The organism is Halomonas cerina, from assembly GCF_014192215.1.
Taxonomy (GTDB): domain Bacteria; phylum Pseudomonadota; class Gammaproteobacteria; order Pseudomonadales; family Halomonadaceae; genus Halomonas; species Halomonas cerina.
On record NZ_JACHXP010000001.1, the window covers coordinates 48,324 to 64,230 of the forward strand.

Consider the following 15,907-nt stretch of genomic DNA (forward strand, 5'->3'; position numbering starts at 1 on the left):
GAATACCGACCGGACAAGTACAGGGCCGCAGGCCCGGGAGAATGCAATGGCAGGCCAGACACTCTACGACAAGTTGTGGTCGCAGCACTTGGTGAAGGAGCGCGACGACGGCACCGCCTTGATCTACATCGATCGCCAGTTGCTTCACGAGGTGACCTCGCCCCAGGCCTTCGAGGGCCTGCGCCTGGCGGGTCGCAAGCCCTGGCGGATCGACGCCAACCTGGCGACCCCGGATCACAACGTGCCGACCACGCTCAAGGAGCGGGCCGAGGGCAATGCCGGCATCAAGGACCCGGTGTCGCTGATCCAGGTGCAGACCCTCGATGACAACTGTAACGAGTTCGGTATCGAGGAGTTCCGTATCAATGATCCGCGCCAGGGCATCGTCCACGTGGTGGGCCCGGAGCAGGGCGCGACCCTGCCCGGCATGACCGTGGTCTGCGGCGATTCCCACACCGCCACCCACGGCGCCTTCGCGGCCCTGGCCCATGGCATCGGCACCTCCGAGGTGGAGCATGTGCTGGCCACCCAGTGCCTGCTGGCCCAGAAGATGAAGAACATGCAGGTGCGGGTGGAGGGCACGCTCGGTGCCGGGGTGACCGCCAAGGATATCGTGCTCGCCATCATCGGCCGTATCGGTACCGCCGGCGGGACCGGCTATGCCATCGAGTTCGCCGGCAGCGCCATCCGTGACCTCTCCATGGAGGGGCGCATGACGGTGTGCAACATGGCCATCGAGGCCGGCGCCCGAGTCGGCCTGATCGCCGTGGACGACATCACCATCGACTATCTGGCGGGCCGCCACTACGCGCCGACCGGCGAGCAGTGGGAGGCCGCGGTGGCCGACTGGCGTGGCCTGGTCTCCGATGGCGACGCCGCGTTCGACAAGGTGGTCACCCTGGACGCCGCCGAGATCGAGCCTCAGGTCTCCTGGGGCACCAGTCCGGAGATGGTTACCGGCATCGGCGGCGAGGTGCCTGACCCTGCCGAGGTCGACGATGAGACGGCGCGCACTGGCATCACCCGGGCGCTCGAGTACATGGGCCTGGCCCCCAGGCAGAAGATCACCGATATCCGCCTCGACAAGGTGTTCATCGGCTCCTGCACCAACTCGCGCATCGAGGACCTGCGCGAGGCGGCGAAGGTGGCGCGTGGCAAGAAGGTGGCCGACTCTATCAAGCTGGCCATGGTGGTGCCGGGCTCCGGCCTGGTGAAGCGTCAGGCCGAGGCCGAGGGGCTCGACCAGGTCTTCCTCGAAGCCGGCTTCGAGTGGCGTGAGCCGGGCTGCTCCATGTGCCTGGCCATGAATGCCGACAAGCTCGGGGCCGGTGAGCACTGTGCCTCGACCTCGAATCGCAACTTCGAGGGGCGCCAGGGCTTCGGTGGCCGGACCCATCTGGTCAGTCCGGCGATGGCCGCGGCCGCCGCCATCGCCGGTCACTTCGTCGACGTTCGCCAGCCCGATACCCAAACTGCCGTCCAGGAGGCCTGAGCCATGCAGAAGTTCCAACGTGAGGAAGGTCTCGTTGCGCCCCTCGATCGGGCCAACGTCGACACCGACCTGATCATCCCCAAGCAGTTCCTCAAGTCGATCCAGCGCACCGGCTTCGGCGTCAACCTGTTCGATGAGCTGCGCTACCTCGATGAGGGCCAGCCGGGTCAAGATGTCAGCAAGCGCCCGCTGAACCCGGACTTTGTGCTCAATCAGCCGCGCTACCAGGGGGCCAGCGTGTTGCTGGCCCGGCGCAACTTCGGCTGTGGCAGCTCCCGGGAGCACGCCCCCTGGGCGCTGGCCGACTTCGGCTTCCGGGTGGTGATCGCCCCGAGCTTCGCCGACATCTTCTACAACAATGCCTTCAAGAACGGCATCCTGCTGGTACGCCTCCCCGAGGAGACCGTCGATCGGCTGTTTGCCGAGGTGCACGCCAACGAAGGCTATCGCCTCGACGTGGACCTGGAACACCAGCGGGTCATTACGCCTAGCGGCGAAATCCTCGAATTCGAGGTGGACGAGTTCCGCAAGCAGTGCCTGCTCGAGGGACTCGATGACATCGGCATCACGTTGAAGGATGAGGAGGCCATCCGCGCCTTCGAGGCCAAGCATCGCGCCGCGCGGCCCTGGCTGTTCCGCGAAGCGTAGCGGCTGCGGGCCACGGGCTTCGAGCTGCGGGCTTCGAGTCGCGGGGCATGGGCTTCGGGGTTCGTAGCTCGCTGCCCGTGACTCGTAGCCCGCAGCTTTACTTAAGCAAGGACGACGCAATGACTCAGAAGATTCTGGTACTGCCGGGGGACGGTATCGGCCCCGAGATCACCGCCCAGGCCAGCCGCATCCTGGCCGCCTGCCAGGCGCGCGGCCTGGATGTCGAGGTCGAGGAGGCCCTGGTGGGCGGGGCGGCCTATGATGCCCATGGCGAGCCGCTGCCCGCCGCGACCCTGGATAAGGCCAAGGCCGCCCGAGCCATCCTGCTCGGCGCCGTGGGTGGCCCGCAGTGGGATACCCTCGAGGAGTTGAGCAAGCGTCCTGAAAAGGGGCTGCTCGGGCTGCGCAAGGAGCTCGGCCTGTTCGGTAATCTGCGCCCGGCCATCCTCTACCCGCAGCTGGCCGAGGCCTCGAGCCTCAAGCCGGAGGTGGTGTCCGGCCTCGACATCATGATCGTGCGTGAGCTGACCGGCGGCATCTACTTCGGCCAGCCGCGCGGCATCGAGGAGCGCGACGGGCAGCGTGTGGGCTTCAATACCTATGTCTACTCCGAGAGCGAGATCGAGCGTATCGGTCGTGTGGCCTTCGAGATGGCCCGTAAACGCCACAAGAAGCTCTGCTCGGTGGACAAGGCCAACGTGCTCGAGGTGACCATCCTGTGGCGCGAGGTGATGGAACGGCTGGCACCGGAATACCCGGATGTCGAGCTCTCGCACCTGTACGTCGACAACGCCGCCATGCAACTGGTGCGCGCACCCAAGCAGTTCGATGTCGTGGTCACCGGCAACATGTTCGGCGACATCCTGTCCGATGCCGCCGCCATGCTCACCGGCTCCATCGGCATGCTGCCCTCGGCCTCGCTTAACGAGAGCGGACAGGGCATGTATGAGCCTTGCCACGGCAGTGCCCCGGATATCGCCGGCCAGGGCATCGCCAATCCGCTGGCGACCATCCTCTCGGTGGCCATGATGCTGCGCTACTCCCTGGATGCACCGGCGATGGCCGAGCGCATCGAGGCCGCCGTGGGCAAGGTGCTCGACGACGGCCTGCGTACCGCGGACATCGCCTTCGAGGGACGACGCACCGTCTCTACCGCCGAGATGGGGGACGCCGTGCTGGCGGCCTTCGAGGCCCTGTAGTCCGTCCTGGACAGGTCTGGTGAGGCCACCGGAGTAAAGCCCCCACCGGCATTGGACGCCGGTGGGGGCTTGTTGTGATAGCGTCCGGGCTGGCCCAGCCTTGGGGCACTGGGCCATGGAGCGTTCGTGCTGGCGTCAGTGCCCGAGCCGCCGGGCAGCCTCTATGGCGGCCCGCACCCCGGGTGTACCGGCCTGCATGCCGCGGTCGTCCAGGTAGAGCTGTAGTTGCGTGAGGTTGCGCACCTGCTGCAGGTCGCTGGTCAACTGGATCGACTGGCGCAGCCCGCGATCCGGCACGATGGTCTGCGTCACGCGTCCCATGCCGGGCATCTCCATCCCCACGCCCACGCCCTCAGGCCCCTGATGAACCGAGAGCCGCGTGCCGGAGGCCAGCCGACGGGTCGTATTGCTCCCCGGTGCCGGCTCGACCCGGCCGGGGTGGTCCGTGGCCGGGCGCACCTCGATCTGCAGGTCATTGGCGGCGGCATTGAAGTCCCCGCCTGCCTGGATGGTCTGCACCACCCCTCGAGCATTGCCGGTTCCCACATCCCGTACGGTGGCGCCATTGCCGGCCGGGCCGCCCCCGCTTGGCGCGCCTGCCGTGACCTGAGTGAGGCGGGGCTCGAAGCTCACCGTGGGCACCCGGCCGCGCAGGTCCCCCTGCAGATGGCCCTGCACCTGTAGGTGCTCGCCCTGGGCGGTGCGCCACTCGCTGGTCATCTGCACCCCGAAGAACATCAGCCGCCCCTGATCGACGAAGCGTCCACGTAGCGACCCGAGCTCCGCATCACTGAGCTGGCGCCCCGCGCGGAACTCGGCGAAGTCCGGGGCGGCGGCCATCGCCGGGGCCACCGGCAGGCCGGCCAGCGCCGCGGCCAGCAGGGCCGTGGCCCCTCGCCGCATCCAAGCTGGCTTTCCTTCTTGCTGGATCATGATCGTTACCTCCTGAGGCGGCACGGCCCCGGATCAGAACAGGTCGGCGTGCCGGAAACCGAAATCGAGCAGCGCCTGCCGGGGCACCGGCGCGACGACATCGTGCAGGCGATGGGCGGTCAGCGGCGGGCGGGGATCGAGCAATGCCGTCTGGCGGTCGAAGCCCGGGCCCACGACCGCGAAGATGATGCGGTTCCAGGCGTCGAGGAAGGCCTCGCGGTCCATGATCCGGTTACCTAGCGCCGGGTCGCCCACGTAGACCCGATCCCCCTGGGCCTTCTTCAGCACCACGAAGTGCTTGTAGCCATCGAGGTCGAGCAGCACGATGACCGGGATCGAGATCGCCTCCAGGCTATCGGGCGCCACCTCATAGCCCCGGCCGCGATAGCCTAGGGTCTCCACATACTGCTTGAGGTCGAGCAGCGAGAAGCCGCGTTCCTGCACCACGGCGGGGTCAGCCACCTCCAGCAGGCCAGCCAGCACGCTCTCCTCGGTCATCCCGGGATGGGGGTAGGCATACTTGAGCAGGGTGGCCAGCGAGGCCGCCCCGCAGGAAAAGTCCGTATGCTGCTCGACCAGGTGCTCGAAGCGTCGCTCACGGATCGACTGGATGTCCTTCTGCAGCAGGGTCCCGGTGACGATATTGCCCAGGCGCACGGTGGCGGCTTGGGCCTCAATCCCGGCGATGGACAGCGCCAGGCACAGGGGTAGCCACCAGCGCCGTGGATGAAGGGTCATGACGGCCTCCTTGGCGAGTACTGGGCATAAAGGGGAAGCCGGGCCCCTGGCCTGCTCGGCAGGCCAGGGGCTCGACCGAGGGCTTACTGCGCCCCACCCGTGGCCGAGGCGATGGCCAGGGAGTTGCGCTGCAGGTTGTTATTGCCCGCGGCCACGTTCACGCCGATGTTGCCGCTGGCGTCCAGCAGGGCAAGGCCTCCCAGGGTGGCGTTGTTCTCGGCGGCGATATAGACGGTGTTGGTGGTGGTCACGCCGCCGGACAGGGTGCCGCCCATGGCCATCAGGCCCGCCTCGCGGAAGCCGAGGCGGCCTCGCTCCGTGCCGGCGAACTGGTCGGTGTTGGCACTGTTGCCATCGAAGTCCAGGTGACCCACGTAGGTGGAGCCCCCCGGGTGGCCGCTTGCCTCGGAGCCGCCCAGCCAGATCTCCGGGTAGACCTGGTTGGTCTGCTCCCAGGTGCCTGCGTAGCCGCCGCTGCCGCCGCCGAGGTAGCCGCCCACCATCACCCCGGACACCCTGACGCCGACCCGGTTGGTGAAGGTCTCGGTGTGGCCCTGGCTACGACTGAAGTTGTTGTAGGCGGTCTGCACGCCACCGGTGGTGGCATCGGCGGAGCCGGACCGGGTATTGGAGGAGGCGGCCAGCGAGTTCTGCTGGGCGTTGCCGACCCCGGCGGCCACGTTGACGCCGATATTGCCGGTGGCACCCCGCAGCGCATGCCGGTCCAAGGTGGCGTTGTTGGGGCTGCCGGTGCTCTCCACATAGGTGTTGGAGGAGGACTGGGCCGAGAAGGCCGCGGCCTGGCCGAATACCCGTTCGGCATCCGAAGCCGACAGGGCAGCGTCATTGGCCTGACTGTTGCTGTCACCGGCCGCCACGTTGACGCCCACGTTGCCCGAGGCGCCTTGCAGGGCGTGATCGCTCAGGGTGGCGTTGTTCTCGGCCATGCGGTTGGAAACGCCGGTATAGTTGATCAGCTGCTTGCTATCCACGGTGGCCCCGGAGTAGTGGCGCGCCGGGTCGAAGGTCCAGACATTGACGTAGAAGTCCTTGTAGGTATCCGAGTCGTGGCGCAGTTCCACATCGATCCGATTGTCGAAATCGGAGTCGATGGTGCTGTCGGTGTCGAACTTGTTGTAGCTGCCAATGAGGCCGTTGTTGACGCCATCGGCCAGGGCATAGGGCGTGGCCATCAGCGCGGTGATGGCCAGAGCCAGCGGAGCTTTCTTGAAGGTGATCATGATCGGTCTCCTGAAGGACGCGAGTCGTTTCTGTGGCATTGCGATCCCACTACCGCGCGAGCTGCATGGACATGCTAAAGCTGTTGCGGGTAGCGTTCCCCGTGCCGGCTGACTGGTTGACCTGGATGACGCCGCGGGCTCCCTCGAAGCTCGACTCGTCGATCTCGAGCCGACGCGGGAGGCTGTCCGAGCCGTCATGGCCCCCGTTCAGCCGCTGCTTATCGGCCAGCACCTGCTGCAGGGTGGTGTCGTTGAGGTGGCTGGCCGATATGCCCAGAGCCACCCCGAAGGTGTTGCTCTGCACATTCCCGAGGCCCGCAGCCTGGTTGATCGACAGCCAGCCCTGTGACTGTCGAAAGGCGCGGTCCTGAATACTGGTGCTGTCTTGACGAGGCGTGAGGTCCTCGGTGAGGTGTGCCTGCTGGAGCAGCGTGTTGGAGGTGGTCGCCCCATCGCCGATGGCCAGGGTGCCGTGGTTGCTCTGCAGGTTGCCGTCGCCGGCGGCCAGGTTGGTGGTGACAACCCCCTGGATGCCGCTCAAGGCGCCACCGTTGAGGAGGCTGGTGTTGCGGGAAGCCGGTTCGCCCTGGGCGGCCACCTGCAGACTGGCCACAAGCAGGCAGACGCTCGCCGTGACCCGAAGCGCCTTGTGGCCCCTTCTGTGCTTGATGGATAGGAGGAATGGCATGGCAGCGTCTCCGTAACGTTGTGTCACTCTTCTTTACGTTTACAGAGCAATTGCCGTGCCATTTTTTTAAGTTATTGATATTTATGAAATCGTCTTGATGGTTTGGTAAAAAAATGTAAATGTAGTGTTACTAAAGTGTTGCTATTGAAGGGGTAGTGGGCCCCTTGGCACTGATAGGTACCAAAGAATCAAGTAGTTAGCATGTGGCTAGCCAAGTGTCACAGAAGTGAATCGTCGGGTATGGTCAATGCCTGTCGGGGCAGCACAGATGCCTCTCGGAGCCTCACCAAGTGAGATGAAGAGGCCGGCAGGAAGGGATGATCATCGGGAGACCGCGTGACTTCATGGGTCGGCCTGCGTGGCGGAGTCGGCTCATGTATACTATGGGCCACATTCGATTTCTGGAGGACTTCCCATGTTGAAAGTCGGTTTCGTTGGTTGGCGCGGCATGGTCGGCTCTGTGCTGATACAACGGATGGTGGAAGACGGGGATTTCCATGGCATCGAGCCGATCTTCTTTACCACCTCGCAGGTCGGTCAGCCCGGTCCCGATGTGGGCGTGGATGTGCCTGCGCTGAAAGATGCCTTCGATCAGGAGGCACTCAAGGCGCTGGATGTCGTCATCACCTGTCAGGGCGGCGACTACACCAAGGAGGTCTACGAGGACCTGCGCGGCAGCGGCTGGAAGGGCTACTGGATCGATGCAGCCAGCACCCTGCGCATGGCCGATGACGCCACCATCATCCTCGACCCCGTCAACCGCCACATCATCGATGCCCAGTTGGCGCGCGGTACCCGGACCTTCGTCGGTGGTAACTGCACCGTCAGCCTGATGCTGATGGGGCTCGGCGGGCTCTTCGAGGCCGACCTGATCGAGTGGATGACCTCCATGACCTATCAGGCGGCCTCGGGCTCCGGTGCCAAGCACATGCGCGAGTTGCTCAACCAGATGGGGGCGCTGCGCGATAGTGTGACCAGCGAACTTGCGGATCCCGCCAGCGCCATCCTGGATATTGACCACAAGGTCACGTCGGCGATGCGGGGTGGCGACTTCCCCACCGAGAACTTCGGGGCACCGCTGGCCGGCAGCCTGCTGCCGTGGATCGACTCCAAACTGGAAAGTGGCCAGAGCCGCGAGGAGTGGAAGGCATCCGTCGAGACCAACAAGATCCTCGGGCTGCAGGACAATCCGGTCCCCATCGATGGCATTTGCGTGCGCATCGGCTCGATGCGCTCCCACAGCCAGGCCTTCACCATCAAGTTGAAGAAGGACGTGCCCCTCGACGAGATCGAGGAGCGCATCGCGACCCACAATGACTGGGTCAAGCTGATCCCCAACGACAAGGACGCGACCATCGACGGCCTGACGCCGGCTGCCGTGACCGGCACCATGACCGTGCCGGTGGGCCGCCTGCGCAAGCTGGCCATGGGCGGCGAATACCTCTCCGCGTTCAGCGTCGGTGACCAGCTGCTGTGGGGGGCCGCCGAGCCGCTCAAGCGGATGCTCAAGATCCTGCGCGAGCAGTAAATCGTTCGGGCTTTCTTGCTTCAGCCCTTCTCCAGCCACGGGACGTCTTCTTACGGGAGACGTCCCGTGTTGCGTTGGTAGGGGCAAGACAGGCGAGGGCGCACCAGTGGGCATAATATGGTACATAGGCATCATCATGCTTCATGAGATATGACCATGTGATGACATACGCTCGTCGGCGCCATCAAGGGATCAAGGGACCCATGAAACGCAAGCTGACATTCGCCATGCTGCTCTCACTCACCGTCACCAGTCCGCTGGCCCAGGCGCTGGGGCTTGCCGATGCCGAGGTTCGCTCGACGCTCGATGCGCCGCTGCGTGCCACGATTCCGCTGACGGGCAGTGGTCACTTGCGGCCGGGGCTGCTCAAGGTCTCGGTCGCCGATGCACGGGCCTTCCAGGCGGCAGGCCTCGAGCGCACCCCGTTGGCCGCCAGCGTGAGCCTGGATGTCAGGCGGCGCCAGGGACGCCTGGTGCTGGATCTTAGCACCCAAGGGGCCGTACGCTCGCCCTGGCTGGACCTGCTGCTGCGCTTCGACTGGCCTGAAGGCCAGCAGCTTCGTGAGGTGACCCTGCTGCTGGATCCGCCGGACTATGATCAGATGCCGGCCCTGGTAGAGCGAGCGCGTCCCGACGAGGCATGGGCATCTTCCCCCTCCTTCGATCAACAAGCGGAGCTTGAGCCGTCCGACCTGGCGTCTTCTTCTGCGGCCTCCTCCGTGGAGGAGGCCGCCGTCGGGCCATCCTCGACCGGCCCTGCCTGGGTACGACCCGGCGACACCCTCTGGGCGGTGGCCGGACGGTTGCAACCCAGCACCGGTATTAGCCGGGCGCAGATGATGATCGCCCTGGTGGAGGCTAACCCCGAGGCCTTTGTCAGCGGCAATATTCATGGCCTGCGCGCCGGCTATCGCCTGACCGTACCGCCCCGTGAGGCGATCCTGAGGCGTTCGGACGCCGAGGCAGCCCGCGCCGTAGAGACCATGACCCAGGCCTGGGCTCGCCGTGAGGAGGGGACGCCGGCCCCGGCAGGGCCCGAGGATGCCGGCCCACGCTTGACCCTCCTGACCGAGGCCCAGGCCAGCGGCGATGCCTCGGCCGGAGAAAGGCAGGCGGTCGGTGATTCGGACCGGGCAGACAGCACTCCGCCGGCCGATGGCGATGCAGACGTGAGTGAAACGGCACGCCTCGATCGCGGGGTGCTGGGGGCGCTGTATGGCTGGAGTGAGCCGGGCCCTGATACACGGCTGCAACGTCTCGAGCAACGCTGGCAGGAAAGTCGCGACGCGTTGGCGGCGGCACGCGCCGAACGGGATGCGCTGCAGGAGGCATTGGGAACGATGCGCGAGGAACTGGAGGCGCTGCGCGGTCAGCTGACCGCCCTGGAGACGGTCGCTGCCGATGCGCCGGCCGTCCAGGCGGCGCCGAGCCAGGAAGCGGGGTGGCGCCGCGTCTTGCCGTCAGGGGGAGGACGCGCTCTGATACTGGGCGGCGCCGGTGTGGTGGCGTTGCTGGGCCTGCTGGCGTGGGTGCGTCATCGCCGCCGTCGTGAGGAGGCACCGCAGGTGGTGTTCGACCCGTCACCATCGGTAGGACAGCCGCCGAGCACCGCCATCCCGTCCGGCGGACGCCATGCCTCGCCGGCGCCGACCCACGCCTCGATGCCCCGGGCCGAGGCCATCAACGAGGCCGATATCTTCATCGCCTATGGCCGCTACGAGCAGGCGCGGGGGTTGCTGGAAGACAGCCTGGCACGCGAACCCGAGCGTGACGACCTGCGCCTCAAGCTGCTCGGGGTGCAACTCGAGCAGGGCGATCGCCAGGCGGCCCGCCAGCAGGCCGAACGGCTGCGTGCCCGGGGGGAGCCGGCGATCCTCGCCGAGGTGGAGCGCCTGCTGGCACGGCGACCGAAAGCGTCGACACCGCAGGAGGGAGCGGAAGAGCCAGCCGCTGCCGCGCAGGACGCCGAGTCGCCATCCGGCCAGGCCGCGAAGACGCAGGCGCAAGACCCGGTGGCCGGGTCACCGGCCACGGACCCCGAGGCCACCACGCCGGCGCCTGCCGTCCATGACGAGGCCGGGGCGCCGGAAGCCGAAGGCGAGCCGCGCATGACGTCGGCATCGACGTCCCCAAGTCCCCTTGGGCCGGACCGACAGGCATCGGTTCACGAGACGGTGCAGGCGAGGCCGCCTCGCCGGAGCAATGCAGGACCGGAGATCATCGACTATCGGCCGCCGGCGCTGGACCCGAACCCGCTCACTCGTCAGGAGACCCCCATGCAGCCGAGCGTGGAGTTTCCCGCCAGCGGTGCCGTGGGCGGCGACGACTCGTCACGAGGGCCAGGAGAGATTCCTTCCTCAGCATCACGGATCTCGGATCTGGAGGTGGAGGAGGTGGCCTTCCCGCCCCTGGAGCGGGATAATGCACAGTTTCACGTTGCGGCTTCCTCCCCCTCGACCCTGGCCGAGGCGCGCCGCCTGATCGATGTCGAGGCGTCCGGCCAGGCTCGGGCGTTGCTCGAGAACCTCATCGACGAGTCCGATGATCCGGACGCGCGCAAGGAGGCCCGCGAATTGCTCGACAATCTCCCGCAATGAAGGCCGAATGACCCTCTTCCAATCCCTCGACGACCGCCACCCCCTGACTGGCCGCCTGGCCATGGGCGTGGAATACGACGGCAGCGCCTACTGCGGCTGGCAGCGCCTCAAGCATGCGGCCTCGGTGCAGGCGGCGCTCGAGACGGCCCTGTCGAAGGTGGCCAGCCAGCCGGTGAAGGTACACGCCAGCGGACGCACCGACTCCGGCGTCCACGCCACCCGGCAGATCATTCACTTTGATCCCCCCGCGCCGCGCTCCCAGAAGGCCTGGGTGTTCGGCGCCAATGCGAACCTGCCCCGCGATGTCGCGGTGCGCTGGGTGAGGCCGGTACCCGATGACTTCCATGCCCGCTTCAAGGCGCTGGCCCGCCGTTATCGCTATGTGATCCTCAACCAGCCCAGCCGCCCGGTGCTGGAGCGGGCCAACGCCACCTGGTGTCGTGACCCGCTGGATGCCGAGGCCATGCACGTCGCGGCCCAGGTGCTGGTCGGCGAGCACGACTTCTCCAGCTTCCGGGCGGCCGGTTGTCAGTCGAAGACCCCCTGGCGCCACCTCCACTTCCTCGAGGTGCATCGGCACGGGCCCTTGGTGGTGGTCGATGTCCAGGGCAACGCCTTTCTGCACCATATGATCCGCAATATCGTCGGGGCGTTGGTGACGGTAGGGCGGGGCGAGCAGGACAGCGATCATCTGGCGAGGCTGCTGGCGCTCAAGGATCGTACCCTGGGCGATGTCACCGCGCCGGCCTGCGGCCTGCACTTCGTCGACTCGCTCTACGACGCGGGCTGGGGGCTGCCCCGGGAACCGCTGGGGCCGAACCTGCTGGCCTTCCTCGGCGAGTGGACGGGCGAGCGCCCCCTGCCGGACTGCCCGATGGTCGAGTTTCGGCGGGGGCGGCCCGTGACCGCCGTGGTGGCGGAAAGGGTTCCGGAAGGAGATAGCCATGATTGAGCATGCCACCCCCCTGGCGCGGACCCGCGTCAAGATCTGCGGTATTACTCGACCCGAGGATGTGGACGCCGCGGTGGCGGCCGGGGCGGATGCGCTGGGCTTCGTGTTGTGGCCGGGCAGCAAGCGGGCGATCGACGAAGCGCGCCTGGCCCAACTCGCCGCCCGGGTACCGGCCTTCGTTACCCGGGTGGGGCTGTTCGTGGACTCGGACCCGGCTCTGGTGGCACGATGCGCCGAACATCTGGACCTGGTGCAGTTCCATGGCGAGGAGACAGCGGCCTTCTGCGCCGCCTCGCCACGCCCCTGGATCAAGGCGCTGCGCATGCGCGACGGACTTGACCTGGTCGCCGCCGCCGAGGCCTACCACGGGGCCCAGGCGCTGCTGCTGGATGCCTATCGCCCGGGCGTGCCGGGGGGCACCGGCGAGACCTTCGACTGGTCGCGGATCCCCGCAAGCCTGGCAAAACCTGTTATCCTCGCCGGAGGCTTGACGCCGGCCAATGTCGCCGAGGCCATTGGCACCGTGCGGCCCCTGGCGGTGGATGTGTCCGGTGGTGTCGAGGCCCGTTTCGGCGTCAAGGATAGTGCTCGCCTCCGGGCTTTCCTGCGGGCCGTGCGCGCCGCCGATGCCGCACGGGCTGGCGATTGACGGCTGTCCCGTGACCCCCGACCCCTACATCCCTTCTGACGACCCTGTGAGGTGTCTTTCGTGAGCAAGTTCAGTGACCTGACCCGACTGCCGGACGCCCGCGGCCACTTCGGTCCCTACGGCGGCCGGTTCGTCTCGGAGACCCTGAGCTTCGCCCTGGATGAGCTGGAGAAGACCTACCTGAGTCTTCGCGATGACCCGGCCTTCCAGGCGGAATTCGACTATGACCTGGCCCACTACGTGGGTCGTCCGTCACCGCTCTATCATGCCGAGCGATGGTCGAAGCAACTGGGCGGGGCACAGATCTGGCTCAAGCGCGAGGACCTCAACCACACCGGCGCCCACAAGGTGAACAACACCATCGGCCAGGCCCTGCTGGCCAAGAAGAGCGGCAAGCCGCGGGTGATCGCCGAGACCGGGGCGGGGCAGCACGGCGTGGCCACCGCCACCGTGGCGGCGCGTCTGGGCCTCGCGTGCGAGGTCTATATGGGCGCCGAGGACGTGGAGCGCCAGAAGCTCAACGTCTATCGCATGCGCCTGCTCGGCGCCAACGTGATTCCCGTCGAGTCCGGCACCCGAACTCTCAAGGACGCCATGAACGAGGCGCTGCGCGACTGGGTGACCAACGTCGACGACACCTTCTACATCATCGGCACCGTGGCGGGCCCGCACCCCTACCCGATGCTGGTACGCGACTTCAATGCCGTGGTCGGCCGTGAGGCGCGCCGCCAGTCCGTCGAGGAGTTCGGCCAGTTGCCGGATGCGCTGGTGGCCTGCGTGGGCGGCGGTTCCAATGCCATGGGCCTGTTCTACCCCTTCGTCGAAGATGACGATGTCGCCATGTACGGTGTCGAGGCGGGGGGGGATGGCGTCGAGACCGGCCGTCATGCCGCGCCGCTGGCATCCGGGGCGCCCCGTGGCGTGCTGCATGGCAATCGCACCTACCTGATGTCCGACGAGGGCGGGCAGGTGTCCGATACACATTCGATCTCGGCAGGGCTCGACTATCCCGGCGTGGGGCCGGAGCATGCCCTGTGGAAAGACGTGGGCCGCGTCAACTATGTGGCGGCCAACGACGAGGCCGTGCTCGAGGCCTTCCGCGAGCTGACCCGCGTCGAAGGCATCATGCCGGCGCTGGAATCGGCGCATGCTCTGGCCTATGCCAAGGTGCTGGCGCCCACCCTGCGCCCCGACCAGAACATCGTCGTCAACCTGTCCGGTCGTGGCGACAAGGATATCATGACCGTTGCCAAGCTCGACGGCATCGAATTCTGAGGGGCCAAGATGAATCGTATCGACCAACGTTTCGCCGCGCTCAGGGCCGAGGGGCGCAAGGCACTGATTCCCTATATCACCGCCGGGGATCCATCCCCCGAGCATACCGTAGGCTTCATGCATGCCCTGGTGCGGGCCGGGGCCGACGTCATCGAGTTGGGCGTGCCGTTCTCCGACCCCATGGCCGATGGTCCGGTGATCCAGAAGGCCTGTGAGCGGGCGCTCCGCCACCAGGTGCGCCTGTCGCACCTGTTCGAGATGGTCCGCGAGTTCCGCCAGCAGGACACCGAGACGCCGGTGGTGCTGATGGGCTACCTGAACCCCATCGAGCGCATCGGCCTCGAGCCGTTCGCCGATCAGGCGGCGGCCGCGGGCATCGACGGCGTGCTGACCGTGGACATGCCACCGGAAGAGGCCGAGGAGTTTGGCCCGGTGCTCAAGGCCCGTGGCTTGGCCTCGATCTTCCTGGTGGCCCCTACCACTTCGCGTGCCCGGGCCGCTACAATATGCGCCCATGGCGAGGGATATCTCTACTACGTATCGCTCAAGGGCGTGACCGGCTCCGCCACCCTCAATGCCGGCGACGTGGCCGAGCACCTGGCGCCGCTGCGCGAGATGACCGACCTGCCGCTGTGCGTGGGCTTCGGGATCCGTGACGGGGCTTCCGCCGCCGAGGTGGGGCAGGTGGCCGACGGCGTCATCGTGGGCTCGGCCCTGGTCAACCGGATCGCCGAGTATGCCGAGCGTCCGGAGGCGATCCCCGCTGCCCTGGAGACCGTGCTGGGCGAGATGCGCCAGGCACTGGATGCTTGATCCGGGGCCTGTCCCCGACCGATTCGACCTGGCCCCCGCAGATCGGGGGCCGCAGCCTATACGGATGTGTTTCTGACATGAGCTGGCTAGACAAGATCGTGCCCTCGGTGGGCCGCATTCAGCGCAAGGATCGTCGGGTGAGCGTTCCCGACGGCCTGTGGCGCAAGTGTCCCAAGTGCGAGGCGGTGCTCTATCTCCCGGAGCTCGAGAAGCATCACAACGTCTGCCCCAAGTGTGATCACCACCTTCGCCTGACGGCACGCAAGCGCCTGGACTGGTTTTTGGACAAGGAGGGCCGTGAGGAGATCGCCGCCGACCTCGAGCCGGTGGATCGCCTTAAGTTCCGTGACTCCAAGAAGTACAAGGACCGCCTGGTCGCTGCCCAGAAGGAGACCGGCGAGAAGGATGCCTTGATCACCATTCGGGGCACCCTGGATGGTCTGCCGGTGGTGGTGGTGGCCTTCGAGTTCACCTACATGGGCGGCTCCATGGGGGCCGTGGTGGGCGAGAAGTTCGTGCGTGCCGCGACCCTGGCGCTGGAGGAGGGCATCCCGCTGATCTGCTTCTCCGCGTCCGGCGGGGCGCGCATGCAGGAAGCCTTGTTCTCGCTGATGCAGATGGCCAAGACCTCCGCGGCACTGGAGAAGCTCAGGCAGGCCGGCGTGCCCTATATCTCCGTGCTCACCGACCCGGTGTTCGGCGGGGTATCGGCCTCCCTGGCGATGCTCGGGGATCTCAACGTGGCCGAGCCCAATGCCCTGATCGGCTTTGCCGGTCCCCGGGTCATCGAGCAGACGGTACGCGAGCAGTTGCCCGAGGGCTTCCAGCGCAGCGAGTTTCTGCTCGAGCACGGGACGGTGGACATGATCGTCCATCGTCGTGACATGCGTGACCGCCTGGGCAGCGTGCTGCGTAAGCTTACCCACCAGCCGCGATCCGGCCTGACCGAGGCGGTCGAGGCGCAGCCGGATCTGCTCGAGGCGGCCGAACGCGGCGAGCCGGGCAGGGCGCCGGCACCTGAGCCGGTCGCCGAGGCGCTCCGTCGGAACGAGGCGTCCGAAAAGCCAGGCGAGGCCTCCGAAAAGCCAGGCGAGACCGCCGAGCCGGAAGCGTCGGATACCGCCGGTCGCCATCACGTCCCCCGTTGACGCCAG

14 protein-coding genes are annotated in these 15,907 nt (G+C 66.9%); 10 read left to right on the top strand and 4 right to left on the bottom strand.

The window, feature by feature from the left end; all coding sequences use genetic code 11:
- The first annotated feature begins 46 nt into the window (after positions 1-46).
- The 3 genes from leuC to leuB all read left to right on the top strand — a co-directional run bounded on the left by leuC (position 47) and on the right by leuB (position 3,339).
- On the top strand, positions 47-1,492 hold the full coding sequence (gene leuC, locus FHR94_RS00210) for a 3-isopropylmalate dehydratase large subunit (RefSeq protein ID WP_183323325.1): 1,446 nt from the start codon (positions 47-49) through the stop codon (positions 1,490-1,492).
- A 3-nt stretch (positions 1,493-1,495) separates the two neighbouring features.
- Positions 1,496-2,140: a 3-isopropylmalate dehydratase small subunit gene (gene leuD, locus FHR94_RS00215; protein ID WP_183323327.1), complete on the top strand. Its 645-nt coding sequence runs from the start codon at positions 1,496-1,498 to the stop codon at positions 2,138-2,140.
- A gap of 119 nt (positions 2,141-2,259) precedes the next feature.
- Entirely contained in the window at positions 2,260-3,339 is a 1,080-nt protein-coding gene (leuB, locus tag FHR94_RS00220; RefSeq protein ID WP_183323329.1) for a 3-isopropylmalate dehydrogenase, read from the top strand.
- 135 nt (positions 3,340-3,474) lie between these two features.
- Here leuB and FHR94_RS00225 read toward each other — a convergent pair whose 3' ends face one another.
- From FHR94_RS00225 to FHR94_RS00240, 4 genes are all read right to left on the bottom strand, one after another.
- Entirely contained in the window at positions 3,475-4,272 is a 798-nt protein-coding gene (locus tag FHR94_RS00225; protein ID WP_183323331.1) for a hypothetical protein, read from the bottom strand.
- A 33-nt stretch (positions 4,273-4,305) separates the two neighbouring features.
- Positions 4,306-5,010, bottom strand: a complete 705-nt coding sequence (locus FHR94_RS00230) for a C39 family peptidase (protein WP_183323332.1) — start codon at positions 5,008-5,010, stop codon at positions 4,306-4,308.
- Between the two features lie 83 nt (positions 5,011-5,093).
- The gene (locus FHR94_RS00235; RefSeq protein WP_183323334.1) at positions 5,094-6,251 is read right to left on the bottom strand and encodes a hypothetical protein; all 1,158 of its coding nucleotides are present in this window, start codon (positions 6,249-6,251) and stop codon (positions 5,094-5,096) included.
- Positions 6,252-6,300: 49 nt separating this feature from the next.
- Positions 6,301-6,939 (bottom strand): hypothetical protein, encoded by a 639-nt coding sequence (locus tag FHR94_RS00240; RefSeq protein WP_183323335.1) that lies wholly within the window; start codon positions 6,937-6,939, stop codon positions 6,301-6,303.
- Between the two features lie 415 nt (positions 6,940-7,354).
- On the opposite strand from FHR94_RS00240, the gene asd reads away from it, so the two are divergent.
- The 7 genes from asd (at position 7,355) to accD (ending at position 15,901) form a co-directional block, all read left to right on the top strand.
- Positions 7,355-8,467: an aspartate-semialdehyde dehydrogenase gene (gene asd / locus FHR94_RS00245; protein WP_183323337.1), complete on the top strand. Its 1,113-nt coding sequence runs from the start codon at positions 7,355-7,357 to the stop codon at positions 8,465-8,467.
- Positions 8,468-8,670: 203 nt separating this feature from the next.
- The gene (locus FHR94_RS00250; protein ID WP_183323339.1) at positions 8,671-11,064 is read left to right on the top strand and encodes a FimV/HubP family polar landmark protein; all 2,394 of its coding nucleotides are present in this window, start codon (positions 8,671-8,673) and stop codon (positions 11,062-11,064) included.
- 7 nt (positions 11,065-11,071) lie between these two features.
- A complete protein-coding gene (gene truA, locus FHR94_RS00255) occupies positions 11,072-12,016 on the top strand; it encodes a tRNA pseudouridine(38-40) synthase TruA (protein WP_183323342.1) in 945 nt (314 codons plus the stop codon).
- Positions 12,009-12,665, top strand: coding sequence for a phosphoribosylanthranilate isomerase (locus FHR94_RS00260; protein WP_183323344.1), 657 nt, complete (start codon positions 12,009-12,011; stop codon positions 12,663-12,665). The genes truA and FHR94_RS00260 overlap by 8 nt, the downstream gene beginning before the upstream one ends.
- Before the next feature lie 60 nt (positions 12,666-12,725).
- Positions 12,726-13,940, top strand: coding sequence for a tryptophan synthase subunit beta (trpB, locus tag FHR94_RS00265; protein ID WP_183323346.1), 1,215 nt, complete (start codon positions 12,726-12,728; stop codon positions 13,938-13,940).
- Between the two features lie 9 nt (positions 13,941-13,949).
- Complete coding sequence (gene trpA, locus FHR94_RS00270) at positions 13,950-14,753, top strand: tryptophan synthase subunit alpha (protein WP_183323347.1); 804 nt, start codon at positions 13,950-13,952, stop codon at positions 14,751-14,753.
- 77 nt (positions 14,754-14,830) lie between these two features.
- Positions 14,831-15,901: an acetyl-CoA carboxylase, carboxyltransferase subunit beta gene (gene accD / locus FHR94_RS00275; protein WP_183323349.1), complete on the top strand. Its 1,071-nt coding sequence runs from the start codon at positions 14,831-14,833 to the stop codon at positions 15,899-15,901.
- Positions 15,902-15,907 lie beyond the last annotated feature (6 nt).